This window comes from Ruegeria sp. CDSA089 (genome assembly GCF_059612205.1).
In genome coordinates, this window is the sequence record NZ_JBXWQD010000009.1 from 1 (window position 1) to 23,803 (window position 23,803).

At 54.8% G+C, this 23,803-nt stretch carries 24 protein-coding genes and 1 pseudogene; 16 read left to right on the forward strand and 9 right to left on the reverse strand.

The genetic code is table 11. From position 1 onward, the window contains the following. Together AC2FJ6_RS18040 and AC2FJ6_RS18045 are read left to right on the forward strand one after the other, a co-directional pair. Positions 1 to 523: ImmA/IrrE family metallo-endopeptidase (locus AC2FJ6_RS18040; protein WP_496669658.1), on the forward strand; the 523-nt coding region annotated here is incomplete at its 5' end. Continuing rightward, positions 523 to 1,014, forward strand: a complete 492-nt coding sequence (locus tag AC2FJ6_RS18045) for a DUF4411 family protein (RefSeq protein ID WP_170634626.1) — start codon at positions 523 to 525, stop codon at positions 1,012 to 1,014. The genes AC2FJ6_RS18040 and AC2FJ6_RS18045, both read left to right, overlap by 1 nt. A gap of 295 nt (positions 1,015 to 1,309) precedes the next feature. Here AC2FJ6_RS18045 and AC2FJ6_RS18050 read toward each other — a convergent pair whose 3' ends face one another. Continuing rightward, a complete protein-coding gene (locus tag AC2FJ6_RS18050; protein ID WP_170417800.1) occupies positions 1,310 to 2,221 on the reverse strand; it encodes a homocysteine S-methyltransferase family protein in 912 nt (303 codons plus the stop codon). Between the two features lie 84 nt (positions 2,222 to 2,305). On the opposite strand from AC2FJ6_RS18050, the gene AC2FJ6_RS18055 reads away from it, so the two are divergent. Beyond that, on the forward strand, positions 2,306 to 2,605 hold the full coding sequence (locus AC2FJ6_RS18055) for an MBL fold metallo-hydrolase (protein ID WP_170417797.1): 300 nt from the start codon (positions 2,306 to 2,308) through the stop codon (positions 2,603 to 2,605). A 482-nt stretch (positions 2,606 to 3,087) separates the two neighbouring features. On the opposite strand, the gene AC2FJ6_RS18060 is transcribed toward AC2FJ6_RS18055, so the two are convergent. The 4 genes and pseudogenes from AC2FJ6_RS18060 to AC2FJ6_RS18075 all read right to left on the reverse strand — a co-directional run bounded on the left by AC2FJ6_RS18060 (position 3,088) and on the right by AC2FJ6_RS18075 (position 5,703). Then, positions 3,088 to 4,494, reverse strand: coding sequence for a DUF7986 domain-containing protein (locus AC2FJ6_RS18060; protein WP_174819503.1), 1,407 nt, complete (start codon positions 4,492 to 4,494; stop codon positions 3,088 to 3,090). 115 nt (positions 4,495 to 4,609) lie between these two features. Continuing rightward, a pseudogene (locus AC2FJ6_RS18065) lies at positions 4,610 to 4,750 on the reverse strand (DUF6429 family protein); the annotation flags it as partial. Between the two features lie 155 nt (positions 4,751 to 4,905). Further along, positions 4,906 to 5,208, reverse strand: a complete 303-nt coding sequence (locus AC2FJ6_RS18070; protein ID WP_152460662.1) for an SH3 domain-containing protein — start codon at positions 5,206 to 5,208, stop codon at positions 4,906 to 4,908. Positions 5,209 to 5,310: 102 nt separating this feature from the next. Beyond that, positions 5,311 to 5,703, reverse strand: coding sequence for a GFA family protein (locus AC2FJ6_RS18075; RefSeq protein WP_152460663.1), 393 nt, complete (start codon positions 5,701 to 5,703; stop codon positions 5,311 to 5,313). 215 nt (positions 5,704 to 5,918) lie between these two features. Between AC2FJ6_RS18075 and AC2FJ6_RS18080 the strand changes: the two genes are divergently transcribed. From AC2FJ6_RS18080 to AC2FJ6_RS18125, 10 genes are all read left to right on the forward strand, one after another. Beyond that, a complete protein-coding gene (locus tag AC2FJ6_RS18080) occupies positions 5,919 to 6,206 on the forward strand; it encodes a WGR domain-containing protein (protein ID WP_237215935.1) in 288 nt (95 codons plus the stop codon). A gap of 527 nt (positions 6,207 to 6,733) precedes the next feature. Then, a complete protein-coding gene (locus tag AC2FJ6_RS18085) occupies positions 6,734 to 7,138 on the forward strand; it encodes a DUF3768 domain-containing protein (RefSeq protein WP_152460664.1) in 405 nt (134 codons plus the stop codon). Between the two features lie 218 nt (positions 7,139 to 7,356). After that, the gene (locus tag AC2FJ6_RS18090; RefSeq protein ID WP_170417794.1) at positions 7,357 to 9,222 is read left to right on the forward strand and encodes a ParB/RepB/Spo0J family partition protein; all 1,866 of its coding nucleotides are present in this window, start codon (positions 7,357 to 7,359) and stop codon (positions 9,220 to 9,222) included. 115 nt (positions 9,223 to 9,337) lie between these two features. Next, positions 9,338 to 9,631 carry a type II toxin-antitoxin system RelE/ParE family toxin gene (locus tag AC2FJ6_RS18095; protein WP_170417791.1) on the forward strand — a complete coding sequence of 98 codons (294 nt, stop codon included), beginning with the start codon at positions 9,338 to 9,340 and terminating at the stop codon, positions 9,629 to 9,631. Between the two features lie 5 nt (positions 9,632 to 9,636). Further along, entirely contained in the window at positions 9,637 to 9,927 is a 291-nt protein-coding gene (locus tag AC2FJ6_RS18100; RefSeq protein WP_152460667.1) for an addiction module antidote protein, read from the forward strand. A gap of 22 nt (positions 9,928 to 9,949) precedes the next feature. Beyond that, positions 9,950 to 10,492: a hypothetical protein gene (locus AC2FJ6_RS18105; RefSeq protein WP_170417788.1), complete on the forward strand. Its 543-nt coding sequence runs from the start codon at positions 9,950 to 9,952 to the stop codon at positions 10,490 to 10,492. A 683-nt stretch (positions 10,493 to 11,175) separates the two neighbouring features. Next, a complete protein-coding gene (locus AC2FJ6_RS18110) occupies positions 11,176 to 11,376 on the forward strand; it encodes a hypothetical protein (protein ID WP_170417785.1) in 201 nt (66 codons plus the stop codon). A gap of 472 nt (positions 11,377 to 11,848) precedes the next feature. Continuing rightward, positions 11,849 to 12,268 carry a hypothetical protein gene (locus tag AC2FJ6_RS18115; protein ID WP_170417782.1) on the forward strand — a complete coding sequence of 140 codons (420 nt, stop codon included), beginning with the start codon at positions 11,849 to 11,851 and terminating at the stop codon, positions 12,266 to 12,268. Beyond that, positions 12,265 to 14,100: a relaxase/mobilization nuclease domain-containing protein gene (locus AC2FJ6_RS18120; protein WP_496669660.1), complete on the forward strand. Its 1,836-nt coding sequence runs from the start codon at positions 12,265 to 12,267 to the stop codon at positions 14,098 to 14,100. The genes AC2FJ6_RS18115 and AC2FJ6_RS18120 overlap by 4 nt, the downstream gene beginning before the upstream one ends. A 21-nt stretch (positions 14,101 to 14,121) precedes the next feature. Further along, complete coding sequence (locus AC2FJ6_RS18125) at positions 14,122 to 15,225, forward strand: hypothetical protein (RefSeq protein ID WP_170775031.1); 1,104 nt, start codon at positions 14,122 to 14,124, stop codon at positions 15,223 to 15,225. Between the two features lie 302 nt (positions 15,226 to 15,527). Here AC2FJ6_RS18125 and AC2FJ6_RS18130 read toward each other — a convergent pair whose 3' ends face one another. Beyond that, positions 15,528 to 16,037: a TetR/AcrR family transcriptional regulator gene (locus AC2FJ6_RS18130; protein WP_496669662.1), complete on the reverse strand. Its 510-nt coding sequence runs from the start codon at positions 16,035 to 16,037 to the stop codon at positions 15,528 to 15,530. 184 nt (positions 16,038 to 16,221) lie between these two features. Between AC2FJ6_RS18130 and gntH the strand changes: the two genes are divergently transcribed. The 3 genes from gntH to AC2FJ6_RS18145 are packed head-to-tail and all read left to right on the forward strand — an operon-like array spanning position 16,222 to position 20,511. Beyond that, the gene (gntH, locus tag AC2FJ6_RS18135; protein WP_170773682.1) at positions 16,222 to 17,415 is read left to right on the forward strand and encodes a guanitoxin biosynthesis MBL fold metallo-hydrolase GntH; all 1,194 of its coding nucleotides are present in this window, start codon (positions 16,222 to 16,224) and stop codon (positions 17,413 to 17,415) included. Between the two features lie 8 nt (positions 17,416 to 17,423). Beyond that, complete coding sequence (locus AC2FJ6_RS18140; protein WP_496669664.1) at positions 17,424 to 19,235, forward strand: hypothetical protein; 1,812 nt, start codon at positions 17,424 to 17,426, stop codon at positions 19,233 to 19,235. 52 nt (positions 19,236 to 19,287) lie between these two features. Further along, on the forward strand, positions 19,288 to 20,511 hold the full coding sequence (locus tag AC2FJ6_RS18145; RefSeq protein WP_170773686.1) for a HupE/UreJ family protein: 1,224 nt from the start codon (positions 19,288 to 19,290) through the stop codon (positions 20,509 to 20,511). 147 nt (positions 20,512 to 20,658) lie between these two features. On the opposite strand, the gene AC2FJ6_RS18150 is transcribed toward AC2FJ6_RS18145, so the two are convergent. The 3 genes from AC2FJ6_RS18150 to AC2FJ6_RS18160 are packed head-to-tail and all read right to left on the reverse strand — an operon-like array spanning position 20,659 to position 23,728. Continuing rightward, entirely contained in the window at positions 20,659 to 22,551 is a 1,893-nt protein-coding gene (locus AC2FJ6_RS18150; protein ID WP_152460673.1) for a type IV secretory system conjugative DNA transfer family protein, read from the reverse strand. Continuing rightward, the gene (locus AC2FJ6_RS18155) at positions 22,544 to 22,702 is read right to left on the reverse strand and encodes a DUF4177 domain-containing protein (protein WP_152460674.1); all 159 of its coding nucleotides are present in this window, start codon (positions 22,700 to 22,702) and stop codon (positions 22,544 to 22,546) included. Before AC2FJ6_RS18155 ends, AC2FJ6_RS18150 begins: the two co-directional genes overlap by 8 nt. A gap of 12 nt (positions 22,703 to 22,714) precedes the next feature. After that, complete coding sequence (locus tag AC2FJ6_RS18160) at positions 22,715 to 23,728, reverse strand: ATPase, T2SS/T4P/T4SS family (RefSeq protein WP_152460675.1); 1,014 nt, start codon at positions 23,726 to 23,728, stop codon at positions 22,715 to 22,717. Positions 23,729 to 23,803: the final 75 nt, after the last annotated feature.

The following is a 23,803-nucleotide window of genomic DNA, read 5'->3' on the forward strand; positions in this document are numbered from 1 at the left end:
CTCTACTGCCACCCCGACGAACCAATCCGCCAAGATTGAACGGTTTTGTAATGATGTGGCTGGAGAGTTTCTTTTGCCTTCGGCGCACTTCCGCAAGGGTATGCCTGACTTTGACCCTGACGATAGCAATAGTGCGGAGGCAGTGGTTGATAGTATTGCCTATAAGTGGTCTGTCAGTGGTCCGATGGTCGCCTATCAACTCTATAGAACAGGTGACCTAAGTGGCGATGCCTATGGCCGTCTTCGTGGGGTGTACTCGGCACGTTGGCAGGCTGCTCTCAAGAGCCAAAAAGAAAAGATGAAAGATAGCGACGGACCAAACCCGCACGTTGTGAAATCTCACAATCTGGGCAACGCACTATTGGAGGTAGTTTATCGCTCCGTTCGCGGCAATGCGCTTACCTACACAAAAGCTGCAAACCTTTTGGGGTCGAAACCATCTGCGGTAGAACCGCTGTTGAGAAGGTACGAGGCGAAACGAAAAAAGGGTGATCTGTTCTCCAACGCAAGCGGAGCGCATTGATGTACCTAATCGATGCCAACGTGTTGATAACTGCGAAGAACACCTACTACCCTTTAGAACACATTCCCCAATTTTGGGAATGGCTCGTTGTTCAAGGTGATGCTGGTAGAATCAAGATGCCGCGTGAGATTTATGAAGAAGTGTCAGGCGGTAGCGATGACTTGGCCGACTGGATCAAGGGAGAAGACGCAAAGGAAGCGCTACTTTTAGATGAGGATGCAGACCCCGCCTTAGTGCAGCAAGCGCTACGTGACGGGTATCAAAGCGATGACGCCAAATTCACAGATAGCGAACTGATCAAGGTAGGTCGGGACGCTTTCCTTGTTGCTTATGGCCTTGTTAGTAGCAACAGAACAGTTGTGACGAAAGAAGTCACAAAACGAACCAAGCGCCTTGGCGCGACACGACTACCAGATGCATGTGACGACTGCGCTGTGTCTTGGTGTGATGACTTCACGATGTATCGCACTTTGGACTTCAACTTGCGTTGACAGATATGCCCGGTCGGAAAACACAGTTTAAATTCTGGATTGGCGGCACTCTGCTGCTGAACCGCGAAAGTTCTCTTAACTGTCCAATTCTCGGGAAAAGCATCCTGAAAGAGCTCTAACGTCTGCTCAGGCTAAACTATGCAAATGCAGCGAATGTCCGAGAAGCGGGCTGCGACCGCGGCATCGGTATGTGCAGGTGAACGGCAGGAATGGGCCGATCTCCTAACAAGTTGTGGAAAGAAATTACGGGATCACCTTAGATCTCAGCGTTATCGCTCAGATTGAACCAAGTTGGCTATGCTAGTTCGCTGATCATCGATTTCAGATGGCGCATGTCGGTACCGCAGCATCCTCCAAATACTTGGATCGACGGATTCTGCCTCGCAATCGCGGCAATCTGTTTACCAAGTTCAGCTGGATCGCCTTCGTCCAGCTCATCTGCTTCGTCAAGTTCCGCATGCGAGCAACTCGAAGCGTTCGCCACAAGGCCTCTCAGCCGGGGGTGGTTGCCAAGCGCTCCGGCGAAATGGGTAGGGTGAGCGCAGTTGACCATAAAAAACAGCGCCGCCGAGTCGGTTGCTGCGTCGATCTGGTCAATTCCGTCCACAAGTTTGGTCCCGTCTGCCAGGCACCCGTCTGTCTCAACAACCAGAGACATGATGATCGGCAGTTCAGCGTCCCGGGCGGCGAGGATGCATCCCGCTGCCTCGCTTGGGCGGTTGAATGTATAAGCGGTGACCAGATCGAGGCTTGTGTCTTTCAGGCTGTGCATTTGAGCGGCGTGGTATTGACGTGCATCTTCGACGGGTACCGGCGGGATGTCGGCGTAAGGATCATGGCGCGGGCCGATGCAGGCCGACACCAGTACATCATCGCGAGCGGCAGCTTGGCGCACGTCTTCCATTAGACTGACCGCATCTTTGTTTACTTCGGCGAGCCGCTCTGCATCGTACCCCAAGGGCGCTGCCCGGTCGGCGTTCGCCATCCATGTGGGCGCATCAAGGATGCATCCGACATTCATTTCACGGGCCAGATCGACAAGAGCCTGCATTTGACCGGCCAGTATCACCCTGGTGCCAGGTTCTTCCAGCAATGGAAACGACGCGAAACCGGGAAGCTCAATTCCATGATTGAAAATCAGGTCGGTGCCAGTGCCGGCGTAAACCAGAAAGGGCTTGTTACCTTCGAGTGGGAGCTGTCGCGCCATTCTGATCCACGCCTATTGCCGTTACCTCTGCACAAGAAACCTACTTTGTCTCGGGCCTCCTGTGAACCTTAGGACTGCGACAGGGTGTATTCCGTCACTCTGATCCCCACGCCAGGCCAAACACCAGGTCATGTCTCGGTCGAAATCACCAGTGGCGACCGGCGCGCTCTGATTACAGGTGATGCAATCCATACAACCGCCCAGTGCTGGCATCCCGAGTGGCATTTTATGTTTGATTCCGATGCTGAGATGGCCGTGACATCCCGTCGGAAACTGTTGGAAAGCGCCTCGGAAACGGGATGTATTGTGCTGGGAAACCACTTCGCTTTGCCGTCTATTGGTCGGGTGAAGGCGGACAACGACGCGTTTCGCTGGGAGGACTAGCCCAGGTTGTATTTTGATGTGCGCGGGTCTGTTGTGGGATGGCGGCTGACGTGAAAGTTCGACGCGCCGCGCAGCTTACAGGCAATGATCGGCGAAACTAAATCTCGAACCCATTGGGCTATGTCACATTCCCTTGAATTCTTGTTTCACAAGCTTTCTCTCTTCACCATTTTGTGAAAGCCTGAAGCAGTTATGAGTGACAGAGTGTGCAATTTTCAGAAAACAGTGGTTCTTTCTGAACTCCAATCAGCTCTCTTGGACGGAATTTGTGATCACTGCGAGGTGACAAGTTCGGAACTGGCCAAGAGTGGAGAGGTGCTGGAAATATGTGGACAAGAGTACTGTTTCGATTATGAAACCGGTGTGTCCACGGAGACTGAAATTTTGTTGTGCCCCAGCTGTCACGAGGCAAACCATCTGGACGCGCAGCGACAGCATAACCCTTGCCACATCTCTGCAAGACGCAGCCGGGAAAACATGGGTTAGTCGATGGGTTCAGGAGGCGAAGCTTTGGAACGGTTTTTGCAAGAACCATCGCTGGTCCAATTTCGGTAGTCTGACAGACCAAGCTCGTCCCACATCCAGCCGAAATCATACTCAGCCACCGGAGAGCCGGTCTGGCGCGCGCTGCGGTTTTCGATTGTCTTCAGCCAGTCTATGACTTTCTTCCTGCCCGCCGTGCTGCGAACGGCCTGGCGCGGGGTCTTGCCATCCAGGGCAGGAATCGGCTGGTCAAGCGTATCGCGGTAATGCTGTTCGAGATATTCGTGGGCCATCTGACGGGCAAGGGCACGGGGGATGTCCTCTTCTTCTGCCACTCCGTTACTCGTGCTGTCATCCGCCATCATCTGTTCGGCGGTCTGGATTGATGTCAGCGGAGATTTCACCAGGTCGCCCAGGAGGTCCCGGACCAGGGCTTCGCCGCGTTCAGCGCGCGCTGTAGAGCTCACAGAAAGTGTGAGTGTCCGACCTTTCAGATCTAGGGACCCAAGCACGGAGGCCCCTGACATTGATTTGTCCAACACGAGGCCGGTGCCGTGCTTGGTGCCGGACGGGGTGTCGAGGTCAAGCCAGGTCCAATCCTTCTGGCCTGAGATCACGAGTTCTGCGGACTGTGTTAGCTTTTCAGATACCTGGCTTTGCGTCACTTTGCTGGCGAGGGGGAAGCGCATGTCGTGAAAGAGCAGGTTGTCGCCATCGCTGTTGCTGATTTGTGGTGGTTCCGGATCCAGTAGGTTCGGCAGATGTGCGAAGAGCCAGGCATTGGTGAAGAGGGGTGCGGAACGGTGTAGCTGATCCTGTGTCAGCCTCAGTTCAACGTCGGGGTTCAATTTCAACACGGAGCGGAGCCCGTCTTCAAAAAACGCGACGGTGTCGGGGTCGAATGGGAGCAGCGCCCCCGAGATCACGTTATAATCCCCCTGTGCGACAACCCGAGCTGCGATGCGATCCCATCGCTGCAGCATCTGCGTCGCGCTGTGTTCCCGGACGGTAACCGGCTCTGCGTCCGAAAGCATGTTGCGCAAGACCATGGATCTGCCGGGGTCTACCTCGCTCACCTCATAAAGGCTGACCGACGCGTCCCGCAATCCTTTGATATAGGCGCGGGTCTGCGCACTCTCCTTGGAACCGCTCCCTTTCAGATAAGCATCCGCAGCGTTTTCGGCGTCCGCTCCGAATGTCCTGCCCAGCAAATCTTCCAGGCCACCACCCCACAGGACCATCGGCCAATCCTCGCCCAGCAAGTCGCCCAGATCCTCGAACTCAAGATCGAAGGCCTCGAGCGCTGGCAGAAAATGCTCGTCCAACACATCAGCGAGCCGCTCATGCCAAATCTCGTCACGGGTGATAAACCCGATGAGCCCACCAAGATCGTTCCCCGTTGTCATCTTCAGCTTCTCCCTGTTTGCCGGACAGGGGCGATTTAGCGCAGATTGCAACCGCCAGCCAGCCCACACGCGTATGCAGACCTGCGTTACATGGAGGGACTTGTCATGGCGAATGCTATGTCTTTGGCTCCCGCCCAAAAAGCTCTGTGAAAAGCTTTTCGGAGCGGCGCAGGCCTTCATCGGTCAGTACCACCGATTTTGCCTTTCCAACCGGGTCCAGGATCAATCCGTTACGGTGCAGGCGATCAAGCGCTCCCCAGTCAAAGCCTTAGGGCCGTCCTGAACCCAGCGAATTCGGGGATGTTGCGAGCCGCTTCGACGACGGGTGTGAGCCCAACTAGTGGATTCGTCAGGGCGTTTCCGCCGGTATTCTATGATTGCTAAAAGATGGTGGTGCTGATCGCTGTCGTATTAGATTTTCCGCAAATATGCCCAAGAGACGTATCCCTTAAGCTTGCGCGCGCGCTCCAAAGAGACGCGGCACCAACGGGTGCCACCGGTCTGCTCACAGCCGTGAACTCGTAGTGCGGTTCCATTTGGAAGACCAACGATCACATTGAACCCTGTTCCAGGCCCACTGCGCATTTTTAGCATGTCACCGTCTTCGACGCCAAAAACCTCATATGTTCCGAGTGACGCGGCCGCCGCCGGTTTAACGTCCATGACGACCCCCAGGAACAAAGCCATTAGGGGTAAAAAGATTGCATTGCGCATCGCGATGTCCTGCTTATTGCCTCAACGACAATCGTAGCAACTCGGGTCACCAAGAGGAACAACTCCAAGACAGAAATGTAGGTGATACCAAAGCTTCAAACGCTACATTTCTTCCAAATGGTGGGGAACCCTGGCCCAGTTGGGGGCATCTTTCACAAAAACCTTGCTCGTTGGCTTGAAGTTGTTTGGCTCATCCAATGTCCCAGCCGCAATGCTCGTCAATCCGAAGGCTGTCACGCCCCACAGGCCTGATCCGCAGGTGCCACAAAAATGCTTGATGACAGGTCGACCTTCCTTTGAGGTCTTCTCAAAGGTCCGTGGTTTGCCTTTCAGCAGCTGCAGGTCTTCCGACTTTATCATGTACCCGGCATAACCGTCCGTTCCGGTCATCGATAGGCAATCACTGCAAAAACACATGAGTTGCATTACTGCGCTGCCAGTGACCTGGTATCGAACCTCACCGCAAAAACATCCGCCTTCCAAGATTTCAGCCACGTTGCCTTCATCCTTCTATTTCGTTTTGCAAGATATGAGAAAACCGTACCTACTCTGGCCAGTGGTCACAACGGTTCCAGCAGCGGAATGTGGAATGGTGCCAATATGAGCTCCTGTACCTGGATGGGTACGAGGCAAGCATCAGACAGATTGAGTTGTCGAATGTTTTCATCACGGTTCTGAATCCTTGCCAATTGACTGTTCCAGCAAAGTCATTGGACAGACGAGCTTTATTGATCGACAATCGCGTCATGGAGCTGACAGACACCACACCTGTGCACCTGATCCATGTGGACCCTGAGATCAACATGGCGCGGTTCTATGGCATCGAGTTGCAGCCGACGTTGTTTGGGGAGGTTTCAGTGCTTCGTACCTGGGGGCGTATTGGCACGAACGGGCAAGCCATGATGGTGACGTATGATGACGAAGCCCTGGCTAGTGAAGCGCTCCACAATCTCGAAAAGCAAAAGCTCCGTCGAGGGTATGTTCCGGTCGGTGAGTGACTTCGGGCTGCAGTCTGTTTCTGTGGCAAATCCCGAGCCTTTCGGCTCGTGAGCAGGCTCTAGGTTTCAGCCGACGTATCGGCTTCCACCCAGAACACCCCAGAATGATCTCCCTGTCCCAGTAGCCCCTGACCCGTCTCTTGCGAGCCGGGGCAGGGGCTTTGGGTCATGGTCGGTCCATGCCGTGGTGATCTGCCCATTCGGGTGACGGTCCCTTTTGCGCTCACGCAGGATCAGAGATCCTTTGTCCTTTCCTTGTGGGTCAGGCGGGATTTGGACAAGCCAAACGCTACCTTCCGTAAGGGGGAAGGCGCGGCCTCCCCCCTCGGACAAGACAAATAGACAATACCGTGTCCTCGCGCGCCTGCGCTGCGGGCCGCACCACTCTTGTCGATTGGTCCTGTCTCGCCCCTCTCCGCGTTCGCCACGGGGCAGGTTTTAGAGACGACGCCCTTTCAGGGCTCGGCTCAAAACCAGCACCAAAGGGGATCAACCCCAGAGGTCGCACCACAAAAGGAGAGACGGTTTTGGACATTGAAAAGACAAAAGACATCGACACTGACACCAGCCTGCAGGCGGCAGAGATTGCGACCCAGAATGACCTATTTCGGAAAGCGCTGATCGATCCGACTGCGGCAATCGAGATGCATTCTAAGGGAATTCAGGGTCAGGTATTTGTCACGCCCGGCGTGTCAGGTGAAGGGATGGAGTTCCAGACTGCAGCTTTGGCAGCGGTGGCGTCGGATGACCAGTTTGACGAGGGCAATGACCCCTATGGCGATCACACCTTTGGGGCGGTGACAGTCCGTGACCAGAAGCTGTTCTGGAAGATCGATCTTTACGACACGGACTACACGTATGGGTCCGACCGGCCGTTTGACACGTCAGTGACGCGCCGCGTTCTGACCATCATGTGCCCCAGCGAATACTGATCTCAATCCCAAACCGGAAAGGAGGTGAACACCATGAGCAATGAAATCTTGCAGCAACGTATCGCAGAAGCGTGGGCGCTAATCAGGAAGGGCGACAATTTCCACATCGCGCGCCGCTTCCTGATCCAACACGCAGCCATCTAAACGGCTCCGCTCTACCCCGGAAGGGGTAGGGCACCCTTAACACGATCTCAAACACTCAAACAAGGATTTGCCCCATGAGCAAAGTCGAAACATTCACCGCACCGGAAACCATCGAAACCGTATCCCTGTCCGATCTCTACCTGTCTGACATCAACCCACGACAGGAGGTTGGTGAGGAAGGTATTGCACTTCTGGCCGACAGTTTGGTTATGTGTGGCTTGATCCAGAACCTCAGCGGGTTGCGCGATACCGATGGCAAAGTCGCAATCGTTGCCGGTGGTCGCCGCCTACGGGCTCTGAACATCGCCGTGACTGAGCGCGCTGATCTGGCACAGGTTCCCGTTAAGGTCACGGACAATCCCTTCGTGGCTGAGCAATGGGCCAATGCGGAGAACACCGCCCGTGAAGAACTGGACCCTGTGGACGAGGTCCGTGCTTATGGCAAAATGGCCGAGAAATCTCTGTCTATTGCCAAGATCAGCAATGCGTTTGGCGTGACCGAATCCCATGTGCGCCGCCGCCTCGCGCTTGCCAGTCTGCCCGCCGCCGTTCTGGATGCGCTCAAAGCCGGTGAGATCAGCATGGGGCTGGCCAAGGCCATGACCGTCAGCACCGAAGAAGAGAAAATTCTGGAGGTTCTGGAACGGGCCAAAGAATGTCGGTGGTTCAGTGAGCATGATGTCAAACAGGCACTGACGTCGGAGGCTGTTAGCAGCACTAGCCGCAAGGCCGTATTTGTCGGGCAGAAGGCTTATGTTGAGGCGGGCGGCACCGTCACCGCTGATCTGTTTGCCGATGAAACCCTATTCAATGAAGGCGCGTTACTGGATCGTCTGTTTGCCGAGAAACTGGCGGTAGAAGCGGAAAAACTGCGCGACGCGGAAGGCTGGGACTGGGTGGACACCCATGAGGAAAGCTACATTCCCTATGGGTTCTCGGGTACGAAAGACATGCACCGTTTGGACATGGTGAGCCGGGACTTCACCGAAGGACAGGCCGAACGGTATGACGAACTTGCCGAACTCTATGAGGGTGAGGCTCTGGACGCGGATGGTGAAAAGGAGCTGGCCGCGCTTGAGGACTATACGGCGCCGTTCTATTCTGACGCGCAGCGCAAGCTGTCCGGCGTGTTTGTCTATGTCACCAACAATGGCGAGATCAAAACATCCCCGGCCTATGTCGCGGCGGAACATGTTCAGGCTGCCATTGAGGCTGGTGTTCTGGCCCCGGTCAAAGAACCGGAGATCAAGGAAGAACCAAAACCAGTTTATTCGCAGAAGTTCATCGACGACATGGTGGCGATCCGGCTGGCAGCGGTTCAAACGGCCCTGCTGGACAAGCCTGATTATGTGTTGAGCCTGTTTGCTTTCTTTGCCACCCCGGCCTCCGGTCTGAGCAGCAATCTGTTTGGGTTTGGCTATGGTGGTGCCGAGCGGAACACACCCGAGATCGATGACCAGTTCATCCTCGACCCGCGTCTTGGCGGAGAACGGGATGAAGCGGCACAGGCAGCCTATGACCAGTTCCACGAGATTGCCGCACAAGGCAGCGTGGAAGCGTTCAAAGCGTTTCGCGATCTGGGCAAGAAGACCCGCAATGGTGAGATCACGGGTTTTCTGGCCCGGCGGTTTCTGACCCAACGCCCGGAGTTCATGGCGGAGATCGAGGCTGAGATCGAGGCTGACATGCGCGCGATCTGGACCCCTTCGGCTGAAAACTGCTTCAAGCGTCTGAAAGGCTGGCAGCTGGATGATCTCTACAAAGACCTGCTGGACCTGCACATCGACGCCGACATGTTCAAAGCCTTCGCGAAATCCAAAAAGGGTGCCAAGAACGAGGCGCTGCACAAGCTCTTCAATGATCCAGAGCATCAAAAGGCACTGGGCGTGACCGAGGCACAGAAAGCCCGGATCGATGCATGGGTGCCGGATTGCTTCTGAAACTGGCAGGGCAGGGCGCAACGCGCCCTGCTTTTCAGCAATGATTTTTGATTTTAGTTCAATGGTATAGGTTGTTTTGACTTGAAAGGTTGTAGCCTGTAGGCTACATATAGGTATGATAGAAATTCGTAAGACGGACCTGTTCGACAAGTGGCTCAAGGGCCTGAAGGACCAAAGGGCGAGAGCCAGGATCTTGGTTCGCATCACGCGGTTGAGCCTGGGCAATCCCGGTGATGTGAAACCGGTTGGTGAAGGTGTGAGTGAACTGCGTATCTCCGAAGGGAAGGGGTATCGCGTTTACTATGTGTCGCGCGGTGACGTTTTGATCGTTTTGCTGTGCGGGGGAGACAAGTCATCCCAGCAAGCCGACATCAAAACCGCCAAGGCGATGGCAAGAGAGTTGGAGTGAAAAACATGGGTGTCAAAACAACGAAGTTTGAAGCGGCTGACTATCTGGACAGCCCGGAAGCCATTCAAGCCTATCTTGAAGCGGCTTTTGAAACCAGCGACACGGCGCTGATCGCGTCGGCACTTGGCGATGTTGCCAAGGCCAAAGGTATGTCGAGTGTGGCCGACAAATCTGGTCTGTCTCGGGAAAGCCTCTACCGCGCACTTAGCGAAAATGGCAATCCCGAGTTTGGCACGGTGCTGAAAGTGCTGAGCGCTGTGGGTGTGACGCTCACCCCGAAAATGCACGTGAATTAACCCACTTTAAAGGCTATCCACCATGTCCACCGATGCAGCTCCGTCTACGGTTGAAAAAGCCGCCCGCCGCGTCTGGAAATCCGCGCAGATGTTCGTCGGGTTTCATACAGACCAGAAGGGCAAGCCGCGCACACAGCCGAAGCTCTGGCCGCCAAAAAACGGGAGCGCGTCGATCCATGGTGATCCCAGCGCGCAGGAGGCCATCGTGGTCGTCAAAGCCGCTGATCCGGACGAGGTACAGGACGTGCAGATCAAGCTGCACCCAAACCGCATTGTTGTGCGCCGCGATGCAGATGCCTGGTGGCAGGGTGTCGCTGTAGATGAGCATACCGTGACGGTCCGAATGGCCGACAACACGATCATCGAAATCCGCCATGACGGATCGGTGAAGCGGCGCTCGGCAGAGGACGAAACCCATGTTGAAGCAGATGGCAGCATCTTCAAGTTCACGGAATTTGCCGAGGCGCATATGACGGGTGACGGGGTGGAAATGACCCGCCGCACAGAGGATCGCATTGCCACGATCACAGCTGACGGTGTTGTCGATCGCGCGCGCAAGCGTTAGCCTGTAAAGAATACCTCCAGATTTTCCTTTGGTTAAACTCGTGGCCCGCTTCGGTGGGCCTTTTTCTTGGCGTACTCATCACTGTATCTGCCCGTGCGCCGGTCTCGCCCCGCGACAGCGCTTGAGAGAGTTCTTGCGGATTACCGGGGCGTCCTACCGAACCCGCCAATCCAAATTGAGTCCGGCTGTTTACCTGATCCGCACAAGCACGGACCAGGGCCGGACCGTCCGGTCTTTGGCCTCCGCCAGTTGGATAGGGCGGTTTGCACCGTCCGTCATTCTTCATCCTTTGCGACGACGGTCATACCGACCCAGAAGGGCAACCCCCAACTTAGAACTGAGCGCCGCGCCTGTGTCGGATCGAGGTGATGTTGCCGCCATCAAAGACATCGTTTTGTTCAGATGTTCCGCGCGCAGCGATCCCAGAAAGCCTTGCCTTTCACCAGGTCTGACAGTTTCAAGTACGTTGCCGGAGAAGATCCTCGGCTGCGGTGTTTCTGAAGGGATGAACATAAGCGGGCAGTCGGGGAAGACGCGCGGCGCCCGGGCCGGGCGCCGCGCTTCAACAAGGAATGTCCCCTGCGCCTGCGGCGCATTCCGCGCGGATCAAATTCCCTGCTGACATCCCCTTGATGCCCGCTTTTCCCTTGTTCATCGAAACACGCCATAGCGAGGATCAAACAATGGCAACTCAAACTCTGAAACTGAGCGTCAAGACCGGTGAAAAAGAAGGCAAGACATTCTGGGATCGATGCGGGGTGCTCTTCGTCAATACCGATGAGACCGGCACCATCACCTCGATCCAGGTCAAGCACAGCATGTTCCCTGGCGTTGAGATGGTGGCCTTCCCGAAGCGCACCGATGACGATCCCGTCACCGAATGACGGGAGGGCAGGGCGGCGCAAGCCGCCCTTTCTTCTGCTCCGGCCGCAGGCCGGACCACATATGCGCCACAGGTGGCGCGCGGTCCTAAGACCGGGCAGGGGTGCCGACCTGCCCCAATGCGGCAGCAGACAACCCTGCCACACCCGCCGCGAAAGCGGCGGGACATTGAGCGCGCTGAGGCGCGCGGAAAATGCCATACTGACCTTGAACGTGCCGGTATGTGACGGGCGCTGTTCGGGCAGCTCCCGCTTTGCGTGATTGCCCTGCGCCGGTCCACCGGCACCCACGCCTGCTGGCTGGAAAAGGGGCAGGACCCTTTTCCCGGCGTGGAGATTGCCTCCAAGAGCAAAACTGTTCCGGGGGCAATTTGAGAAAATACGGATTTCTAAAATCACCCCCGGTTTCCTCTTGGAGAGTATGACAGGATAAGGTAGTTGTGTTACAAGTCATAAAAACAACCAGAGGTATACATTGAGCAAGCCCGGCGACACCACTGTCTTTTCCGTTCGATTGCCGTCAGATGCGTTGGTGCGTTTGGAGGAGGCCGTGCAGTCGCTTGGGGCCAAGAGCCGCAACCAGATCATCCAACGACTGATCTATCGTCTGATCGGGTATCTCGATCCTGACCCGGCCGTTGTCGATCTCTGGCAGACGCACTTGCGGCAGGTTCAGGGTGGATACACCAACCTCAATCAGCTCGCAAAATCGGCCAAACGCGGTTCGGTGATCTGGACCGATGACGACCGGCGCGATGTCGAAAACCTCCATCGTGCGATCATCCAGCACCGGCAAGACCTGAAGGCGCTGATCACCGCGGCCCGCCGAAACCGAGAGCCAGACTCCGCCATTCGCCGAATCTTGCGCGACGATGAGAGGACATCTGAAGCATGAACGTCGCGGCTCACAATTTGACGGCAGGGGACTTTCTGGAGCTAGCCTTCCGGGAAGCGCAGAAGGGTATCGATCGGTCCAAGCAGATCAGCCAGCAGCTGCAAACCGCCAAGCGCATGAAGTTCATGATCTCGCGGGCCTCATCCATCAAGGCGCGGCTTGGTGCTGTGGTTGGAAAGCCCGAGGCGGTTGTGAAACACGTCCGCAAAGGTGGGGTGAAAAAAGCGCATGAGCTGCGCCGCCAGATCAATTACCTGACCGTCAGGGCAGAGGGCGTGTTGGACATCCGCGACAATGGTGTGACCCCGCTCGATGCCGATCAGGTGAGTGATCTGATCGAGACCTGGGCCGAGGATTTCAACGGGAAAACCAACTATGGTTATACCCGTCACATGATCGTTTCTTTTCCCGAAGGCACCTATCCGGATGCCGCGCATGAGGCCGGTTTGGACTTCGCGGATCGCCTGTTTGGGAGCGGTGATTTTGGCGATACCTGGGACTATCTGACCGTGTTCCACAACGACACTGACAACCCCCATGTCCACATCGTTGTGAATAACCGAGGCGTGGAACATGGGCAGTGGTTGGCTATGGGTATGAGCAGCGACATGAACATCGACGTTCAGCGCTCTATCCAGGTTGAGGTTGCCGAAGGATACGGAATTGAGCTGACCGCAACGACCCGCCTTGAGCGCGGTTTGCGGCAGGAAGTTGAGACCGACACGTGGAAGGTTCAGGCCGGACTGTCTGTTGTTGAAAGCACTCCGGAGGTTGAAGTTACGGCCCGCGACATGGCCGGTGATGTGATGACACTCTCCATCGCAAGAATGTCGGATCTGTTTGATGAGCGCGCCAACGCTGTCAAAGACCGGATCGAAGAGTTTGCCATCCAACTCGTTGAAAGTGAGGAACCTATGGTATCGAGAATGGAACATCTGCTGGATCAAGCCCATCATTTTGATGATTACGGCGAGCCAGGAGACCCGTCTTATGTGTCGCCCGAAGTCATGAGCAACTTGCGGCGACACATCGAATTAGGCGGTTCTGAGGAAACAATCGCACCCGAGCTGAAGGCTCAGGTTGTTGCCCATATCAGCGACGTTCGGGACAACGAACAGAGCCATCCGTATCTGTCTGCCCTTGCTGATATTGTCGATGACAAGGCGTTCCAGTCGTCCGCTGATTATGCCCCGGCAGCACGCCGGTACGAGGTCTATATACAGGACACCTTGGGCAAGGGGGCCTATGAGGACTTCCAGACTCATACCAAAGAATTGCTGCAATCCATCGACAAGATGGAAGGGCTGGCCCGTGAGGTTGACGACCCTCATCTGCGTGTCGCTATGGATATTCAAATTGGCGAGTTGAAGGGCGACGTTGCGGACCTGCGCACCAACGATCCGGACCTTCAAGCCTTCATCATCGAGGACCGCCGCTATTCAACGATGATGGGAATGGGCACTGCCGAAATGGATGTCTTGGATTATTCAGAGGCCGGCAAGTGGGCAGCGATCCGCAAAGAAGTCACCGACACGGCCAGCAGCTACGGCCTCGATGGCGAGGCGTTCGTTGCCCGCTTTGGCGATCATCAGAACGTCACCCTGGGTACAACAATGGGATGGCGCAGCGACGACATTTCGACCGCCGCGGCCCACTTCCAGGCGCAAGGATTACCCGACAGCCACGACCGCGCTGAGGCCGTTGTTGACGAGCTGCACCAGCTTGCGTCTTCCAGGATCATCGCAATCTCAGAAGAACTTTCAGACGTTCACGCCCACGCAACGCACCCGCTCTTGCAGGGGCGCGGTGACGATGACGGGCACAGCTTGTAAGGACTTTAACCGGTCTGCCTGATGCGCGCGCCAACGCCCCAGGCAGACCCATCACAGAGTTTTCCATCAACTCGCAAAGGAAAAACTATGGTTTCGCGTACAGACTATCTTTTGAACGAAGTCGAACACTTCGCACCCTATTCCAGATTTGATCAATCCGCCCCGCGTGAAGATCGCGTTTCAGAGCAGATCGACATCATCAGGAAAGAACAGCAGGCGATGGGCTTTGATCGTGCAGCCATCGCCTCAAACAGCTTCGACATCGAGGACCAGGCCAACCGCCGTGTTGACGAACATACTGCGCAACAAGATCTGGTCGAAGAATTCAAAATCGAATTTGAAGCTGCGGAGCGGTCAGGGGAGCCGGTTGATCTGAACGATATGCAGGCTTTGGTTTCTCAGCACATGAGTGATGCTCAGGAATACGATCTGTATCACCCTTACTATTCGTCCCTTGCGGATCTGAGTGGTGACAAGGATTTTCAGGAGTCCGACGACTACCAGTCGCCCGGTGATCGCTATGTTCAGTATATGCAATCCGCTTTGGGGGAGGCCATCTTTGAGAACTACGAGCAGCAGACCAAGGACATCGTGAACTCCATCGAGAACATGGAGGCTCTTGCACGAGAGGTCGAAGATCCACACTTGCGTGCCGCAATGGACGTTCAGATCGGGGAGTTGAAAGGCGATGTTGCCGAACTGCGCCCATATGACACCGACCTGCAGGCATACACTTTGGCTGATGACAGCTACACCACATCCATGAATGCGGCCGAGTTGGACAACCTGGACCCCACGGAAGCCGAAAAATGGCTGGCTGTGCGTGATGACATTGTGGCGACCGCGCACAGCTTCGGTCTCGACGGAAGCAAGTTCCTGGCCCGCTACAACGATCATGACAGCGTTTCAATCGGCACAACGGCGACTTGGAAAGACGCGGACATTTCCACCGCTGCCGCCCATTTCAACAGCCAAGGCGTTCCGGACAGCTACGAGCGCGCGGAGGCCGTTGTTGGTGAGCTGCACCAAGTTTCATCCAGCAAGATTGCCGCCGTGGTGCAAGAGATTGCCCATACCCGCGAACAGGCTACCCACGTCCATGAGTATGATGGACACAGTCTTTAACCACGGAGGACATGATAGATGATTGTTCGCGCCGGTGAATGTGTTGCCGGGAACAGCGAGACCACCGGGTTGGAGTAATGTGGGGTCTGTTCCGATTGGGACGGACTCTTGTCCTTGGACATTCCGGGCATTCGCTGCACCACGTTTGAATAGGCAAGAAGCGGACGAAGCGGACCTTGATGGTCGCTGACTGAACGTCGGCTTCTGGCATTGTTGCGTGATCTGTTTCTACAGGGCAATTAAAAATTGTCTGTCCGTTTCGAGCAAACTTACAATGCCGGGCAACTTCCTTGTTCTATCTTCTACTTTCCGACAAGAATTGCGTGTTCCCGTTCTATAACCTTTTCCCAATCGCCTTGCGTTTTCAGACCGGTCGAAGAGTCTCCCATTAGCGAAGTCACCATCAGTCTTCCGCGCGCTTTCGCTTCTTCTTTCGAAAACCCGGCCTGTTCAAACATCCAGGCGGCGAAGTGGAACCGTTTGCCGATGGTTCTTTGATACGATTCTTTCACCTTCTCATCGGTGTTCGCCCACACTGAGACAGCGTGATCCGGCAAGGCGGCGTCCTCTTCTATGACCTTTTTCATAAGAAGAAGAATGCGGTCTTCCGGGGGACCGCCAAATGTCTTTGCCTGTGCGATCACTTTGTCAGTCAGTTCCTGCTCCCAATATCTGAGAACCTCATCCAAAAGCTCTCGGACGTTCTTGAAATGCCAGTAAAAGCTACCGCTTGTCAGGTTCAGTCGCTTTGCCATTGGCACGACTTTTATCGCGGAAACGCCACCCTCGTTGAGGACTTTGTAGGCCAGCAATATCCAGTCTTCCTTGGTCGCGGCGTTTTTGGGTGAGGCTCGGGTGGCAGTTTCTGACATTCAGATTATAGCATTCATTATTTGACATAGAGTAGTCTATGGTCGTACCGTAGAGGAGTCTATGGGCAACTGGGAGTTCACGACATCGTGCTCTCAGAAACGCCATGCAGAAATGGGGGGATCAATGAAAAGCATTATGAATTCCACGACTGGCGCACTATTGGCTTTGGGTTTGTCGTTGGCTGGCACCGCTTCAGCGCAAAATGCGCTGCCGACTGGTCGAACTGCTTCTGCAATAGAAAATGGTGTTTATCCAGCGTCATACTTTCCCAACACTGAAATCCTTGGCACGGATGAAATGCGTATCACGGCATTGGGGACGGGTATGCCAAACCAAACCAAGGCAGCCGTCTCGATTTCGTTTTATGTGGAACTTGGGAATGGGGACGTTTTTCTTTTTGACGTAGGAACTGGCGCAACGGGAAACCTGTTCTCGCTGCGACCGGACTTTGCGAAGATCGACAAGGTCTTCTTCAGCCATTTGCATGTTGACCACGTTGGAGATTTCATGGGCCTCCACGTTGGGGGGTGGCTTTCAGGCAGATATACCCCGCTCCGCATCTTCGGCCCGTCCGGATCAGAAGATGAACTGGGCACTAAAGCCTATGTTGATGGCATGTCCAAAGCTTACGCCTGGGACTTGGCCACGCGAACGGGCGCACTGCCCGATGACGGCGCCAAGCTTGAAGTCACTGAATTCGATTACATGCAGGAAAACGAGATCGTTTATCAGGAGAACGACGTCACGATCCGGTCTTGGCCTGCGATCCACAGCTTAGATGGCTCGGTAAGTTATTCTCTGGAATGGAATGGACTGAAATACGTCTTTGGCGGAGATACTTACCCAAACAAATGGTATGTAGAATATGCCAAAGGGGCGGACATCGCTTCTCACGAGGCGTTTCTTCCACCTGATGCTTTGGCCCCGTATTTTGGCTGGGACATGAAACAGGCGACCTATGTAGCTACGCGCGTTCATACCGAACCTGCGGCCTTTGGCAAAGTCATGTCTGCGGTCGAGCCGCGTATGGCCCTCGGATATCACTCTGTTCTTTCACCAGAAAATTATCAGGCGATTTTGGAAGGCGTCCGTTCGACTTACGATGGGCCTCTGACGCTCGCACGAGATCTACAGGTGATCAACGTGACCAAGGACCAGATCGTTGTTCGGGAAGCGAGTGTTGATGACTATGCGTTGCCACCCGCTGTGAGCGACGAGTACATCAATGCCCCGCGTTCAAAAGAAAAAGAGCCGTCTGACAAAGTCAATGCGGGAAAATGGGAGGGTTACACGCCACCGCCAATGCCGGATAATTAACCTTCAGGGTGAACAAAATTCCGATTTGGCAGTACCTGTACCGACTATTCCTGATGCTGGGCCTGGTGGCCTCAGGTGCACAGGCCGTTTCGGCGGATGTCGTTCTGACAAACGGTTCAGAAGTTGCCCCCAATATTGCTGTCCTTCATGTCAAAGAGGATGGGGTCTACGTCGACCTTGAGATCTATGTCGAAGATATTCCGTTTTTTGCGGATATGTTGCCAATAGGATGGTCATCAGATTTCGTCGGGGGTGAGCCGGAGGCTGAACAAGATACCAATCAAGGTTATGCGCAAGCCGAAAGCCGGGCGCTTTCGATTGTTGCAGGCGACGAACAGGTCCTAAACGCTGATATCAGAAAGGTGGAATACCGAACGCGCATAGACCGGGCCGCGCCGCTTGCAGGTCAGCGCGATCCATTCTCGGGGCAGGTTGTTCCCAGCCCGCCAAAAGATCCGCGCGTTTTATTCGCGGAAGTGTTCTTTCCGTTTCAAAACTTAGTTCCCAAGGAACTGACTATAGTGCCGCCTTCGCGGCTTGGTGAACCACTGGCGACTATCGGGATGCAGGTTTTTGACCGTGAGGTTCCGGTCACGGATTTCAGCTTCTTGTCAAAGCCAGCAGAGTTAAAGATTCACTGGCCTGATCCGTGGGATAGCCGCTTTTCTGCTGAAAGCCTGAATCGAAAAGCGCAGGACGGGACATCCACCTTTCTTTACATCGAACCTCGTGAAGTTCGTCATGAAACACTGATCCGCTTGCGTGAACTAGCGCCTTGGATTGATGAAACCACGGAAGTGGGTCAAATGCTTTCGCCACAGCGCAGCGCCTTGATCGTAAACGAGGCGGCGTCCTTCCTGGCGTCTCGTAACCCGGTGACAATTGATGGCAAATTAGTGCAACCGTCAAACGCTACAGCAAAACTCCTGGAGCTAACATCGCAGGGTTATCAGGTTGTCGAGCCTGGAAAGGAAGTGTCTGTGAACAATGCGTTTATCGGAGCTATCCTGTCGTTCTCATCGGCAGACCTTCCCGATCAGGTGACGGTCACATGGGATATGTTTGACGAGGAAATTTCCCGCGTTGCGACCATTTCAAACGATATCGCCGGGCCATTCTTTGGAGCTGTGAAACCGGCAGATCCTCAATTTCACTGGCAGAACCACTTGCTCCAATACGAAAGAGCATCTGTTACTCAGATTCCAGTTGAGCAGAAGACACGGCAGAACCCGGCAATGGCTTTGATCTCCGGTATGATCAGTGCCGCATCAATTGGTTTTTTCCTTCTGTGCAAGGGCAAAGTTGCAAAGCGCGTCAGTTGCGTAACCATGATTGCCGCAACATCGGCAACCGTCGCATTTTCGGGATATTTGTCGGAGGTACCGTGGAATAAGCCCGAGCCCCCTAAGCCGCAGGTTGCGGAAGATATACTGCGCTCAATGGTCGAGAACTTGAGCACGGTGACTCTGGAAGTTTCGCCGGCCGCAAGAAAGTCAGAGCTGGCACATATTGTGACGGAAGCGTCTCTGGGTGACATCGCAACAGAGGTTGAACGTGGTCTCGCGATCCGAACGCCAGGAGGCAGTCTTGCAACGGTTACTGATATCAGCGACCTGAAATTGGAGCGCATTAACCCGACCCTCAAGCCGGGAGGATTTAGTGCCCTGACCAAATGGACAGTGAAAGCACAAGGCGGTCATTGGGGGCACGCCCATATGCGCGCCGTTACGTTTCGGGTGCTGGCGGAGGTCATACCTGAGTCAGGCCATTGGAAGCTGGATGGATTAACTGTAATCGAGGCTCGCGATCCAAATGCATAAGCATTTAAGATCACAGGTTTTTGCTCTTGGTGCTCTGTTTGTCGGAGTGCTCTTGTCACTGACGCTATCAGCCTCGGCGCATTTTTTGCTTAACCTCAACGTTCGAATTTCGCATGTCGAGCATTTCGAAGACGGCCTACGTATCTACATGCGCACGCCTATGCCTTATCTGGTTGCAGATAAGGTCGGTGATCAGAATGGTGATGCCTTGCCGGATGCTGCACCATTCACGACCAATGCCATGAGCGACGGTCAGTTGGTCCACTTTGTCGACTTGCAGGCTGCCATGAGCGATCCCAATGGGCTAGGGCAATTCGCAGAAGGTGGATTACATCTGTTGGTCGACAATCGGCGCCTAAGAGGAACAGTTGAGACCATTCGCTTGCATCGCGTTGGAAATGAGCCCGGATTCGCAACTTTGGCCGAAGCTCAGAAGGCCGTGGAAACCGAAACGGCCCTCCTGCCACCGCTTTTTGTTGGTGACACAATTGTCGATCTCGTCCTGTATTATGACACTATCGGCCCGGTGCAATCGTACAGCATTGCCAACGTGCTGGACCCCGATTTGCCGGATCAGGACCAAACGGCCAACCTTATTCTCGACTACGCGTCAGACACACCTCAGATTTTCCGATCTCGGGGTCTGATGACTGAACCATTGCTGATTCAGAAGAAGGGGTATGGAGGATTCCTGAGTTTCGTCTGGGAAGGCATACGACATATCCTCGAAGGGTTGGATCATGTTTTGTTTGTTGTGTGTTTGGTCATTGGGGCGCAGACACTCAGGGCGCTATTGCTGCGTGCAACCGGTTTTACCTTTGGGCATAGCGTAACGCTGTCGCTGGGGTTTTTCGGGTTTGTACCATCGGGCGCGTGGTTTGTTCCTGCCGTCGAAACCGGGATCGCGCTTTCTATCATTTTTGCAGCCGTCGCGGCGTTTGTGAGTTTTAAGGACAATGCGCGCTCTGAAGCCACGATGGTGCTTCTGACAACGCTGATTGGCCTCTTGCACGGGCTTGGGTTTAGCTTTGTGTTGCACAATATCTTGCAGATCACATCTCCAAACATCTGGCAAAGCCTGCTTGCTTTCAATCTTGGCGTCGAGCTTGGCCAAGTTGCCATTATTCTTGCACTCTGGCCTGCCTTGATAATGTGTCGGCGCGTGAACTCCAGTTTGTGGATGTCCCTAAGAGTGGGCTTAGCCGGTGGATGTGCGGCTATCGCTTCCTATTGGACCTTTCAGCGAGTTGCCGAAGTTTATTCCACGTTGGCTTAAAGTCATTGCGATGGCGCGTGCCGCGATGGTCACCTGGGAGAAAAGCGGACATTCGGCTGTTCCGCAGCATAAGACAGATTGGGCTCTCTCCTGCCGTTCTCTGCATATTGAAGTAAGGTCCGGTTCGGCCGCGTCCTGTTACCCCCGTCAAGTGAAGGCGCTACTTTCAGCCCGTTTGGCTTTCATTTTCTCCATCGCCATATCTTTCGCTGACCGACTTTTCCGCTTTGCGACCGTGCGCTGCGCATCAAATGCCGCCTGAAGTTCCTGGTCTTTTTCAGAAACCTCTTTCACCGGGGCAGGGGCCGGTTTCGCATCAGCCACTGCCTTTGCCGTATCCTTGGCCTGCTCTTCAGCAAGATCCAGGTGTGTCCCTTTGATCTTTGGCGTGTCGCCACCAAGGAACTGCATGAAATAAGGATCTTCGAAATATCGAATCTTGTTCGCAATCACGGGCATCTTGCCTTCGCGGATCAGCACAACCTCGTTTTCCGGCAGACGACCAACGTGCTCTGGCCGGAGCAGCCGAATGCCTTCTTCACGCTCTGATATGCTGCCCATTTCCATCTTGCCGAGTGCTCGAGACTTCGACTTGCTTATGACCGTTTTGTCCCCGATGGACCTGGACACATGTTCGCGTACTTCGGAATCCTCTGAGGCGGCAAACATCTGGGTTCCAGCGTTTGCCAGCATCGCCCGCACACCCTCGTGCCCATAAATGTCCTGTAGGCGCGACAGTGTTTGCGAAATCACCACGAGCCTGCCCCCGAACGATCGCATGGTGTCATAGGCTTCAACAACGCGCTCAAGATGGCCGAGGCGTTGGAACTCATCGAGCAGCATCAAAACCTTGAACGGCTCATCTTCGCCCGGCTCAACAGTTTCGATGGTGTTCACCAGATCGAGGAAGAACAGGCGAATGAGCGTCCGGAACTCTTTGACCTTTTTCCCTGGCACGGAAAAGTAGATCGAGCTGGGGCGCCGACGCAGATCTTCAAAGTTGATGTCATTGCCCTGCGTGGCTCTTGCTACCGACGGGTTGCGCCAGAGCTGCAGGCCGGAGTTCAACATAACCGAAATCGTTGACCGCAGGATTTTGGATTCTTCGGCTGCAAGATTCAGAAACTCATCTGCAGCTCGCGCATATCCAACTTCTTCAGCCATTTTCTCATAGTCCTTTTGCTTGGTCGTTTTGACCAGGCGCAGGACTTCGGAAATGTATGGCCGCTTTCTTTTGATCGCCAGCATCGCCATTGCGCAGAACATGCCTTCAACACCACCCATAAAGCCCTGCGCGGACGAGCTGGGCGTGTCGAACATCTGAGTTGCAACCTGAATCACTTCTTCCCATCGCCGGTCCAGATTGTCGGCACGTGCTGCGCGGCGCAGAGGGTTGTAGCTGTGGCTTTTGTCGGGGTTCTCGGGGTCGAACATAAAAACCTCATCGCCCATTGCTGCCCGACGCGCGCCGGTTGTCTGGAAAATCTCGCCCTTGATGTCCAGGACGACGCAAGACCCATTGAAACGCAGGACATTCGGGATCACAAAGCCGCTGGTTTTGCCCGAACCAGACGGGGCAATGAACATCGCGTGCGGCTTTTGGACACCGGGGCCGGGCTTATAGTAGATCGCGTTTTTGTCCTTTGGCTCACCAAATTTGGCAAACACGATTTCACTATCCAATTTGTCTTTGAGCTTCAGAACCGACGCATAGCCTTCCTGGACGAGCTGAGGGGCCTTTGCAAAGGTCGCATCACCGTATTTCGTTGAGGGACCACGCAGCGCAGCCGCCACAAATGCAAAGGTCAAAACACCCACTGCGACCACCGCCACCAGACCCATGATCTGCTGCGTCTCTGCAGGCTGTGCCATGAACTTCTCTGGGATCGCCCAGATGTCCAGCCCGCGAAAGCCTCTGGTGTTGATGTATTCGAGAGCCAGCCCGACCACCAACACCGCGCAAGCCGAGGTAGCGATAAAGCCCATAGTACCGGCTATCGCGACCTTCTTGCCTTTGGGTAGATCCTGAAACTCAGCCATCGGTCAGCTCGCGTTTGAAGAAGCACACGATGCCAAACTCGGCAGGTACGACGCCGACCATTTCCCAACCGTCTTGCCCGAGCTTCGCAAACTTCTCGCCTGCATTTTCCTCTACCCGCATCAAGACATTACGATACTCAAATTTTTTCATTCTATTTCTCCTTCAGATAAGTTGATCAGCGGTCATCAGGGGTGGGAAGATCACTCCGTTGACCTTCCGTTCGTCACCGATTTTCTTCATGTGAACGATCATGTGAATGGTGGCCCGGATGTCATCGACCACTTCTGACTTTTGAACGGTCGGAGATCCGCGACGCACCATCTTGCTCATACGTCCAATGGCATCTACTGGTGAGTTGGCGTGCATGGTACAAACAGAACCATCGTGGCCGGTGTTCACCAGTTCCAGGAACATATTTGCGTCGTCGCCCCGAATTTCACCGCAGACGAGGCGGTCAGGCCGTAACCTCAGCGCCGATTCCAGCAGCTTTGTTGGTGATCGAGGGCCATCTTCTTCGGAACGGTCAGCAAGTAGATCGACAGAATTGGGTTGCTCGATGTCCAGCTCGGCCACTTCTTCAATCGTCACGATCCGTTCGCCAGGATCGACGCGCTTCAGCATTGCATTGAGAACAGTGGTTTTGCCAGACGAGGTGCCCCCGGCAATGATCACGTTCCATTTGCTTAGCATCGCAAGGTCGGCCAGCTCGTCAAAGTTCATTGTTCCGGCAGCGAGAGCAGCCCGAGCCTTTTCAAGCGCGCTGTGATCATTGTTTTCTGCCAACGCCGCCTCTTTGCTGGCGAAGCTGAACGCGCCCAGATCGACGGTTTTCACGCGGAGCAGGCGGATCGCCACGGACCCCACGCCGGTTGTTGCTGGCGGAATCACAACCTGCACCCGCGCTTTACCCTGCTGTGTCGGCACGTTGGCCGTCGCAATCGGCTTCTTTTCTCCGAATGTCACATCGCTGAATCCGGCCACGCAGCGCCCGATGTTTTCCACATCATCTCTGTTCAGAGTAATGTCTGTCCTGGTCATGTGTGTTGTGCCCATTTCTTCGACCCAGACCGATCCGTCAGGATTCACAGAAATTTCGCTCAGGCTTTCATCGTGCAACAGATGCTCGATCTTGCCTGTATAGTATTCCAGAAGGCTATTGCCGTTCCGCCCGCTCATGTTCTTGTCCTTGGTAGAGCACTTTTTTGAACACTGGAGGTTGCCTTCGCTGCATCTCGGCTTTGCCTCGAACAC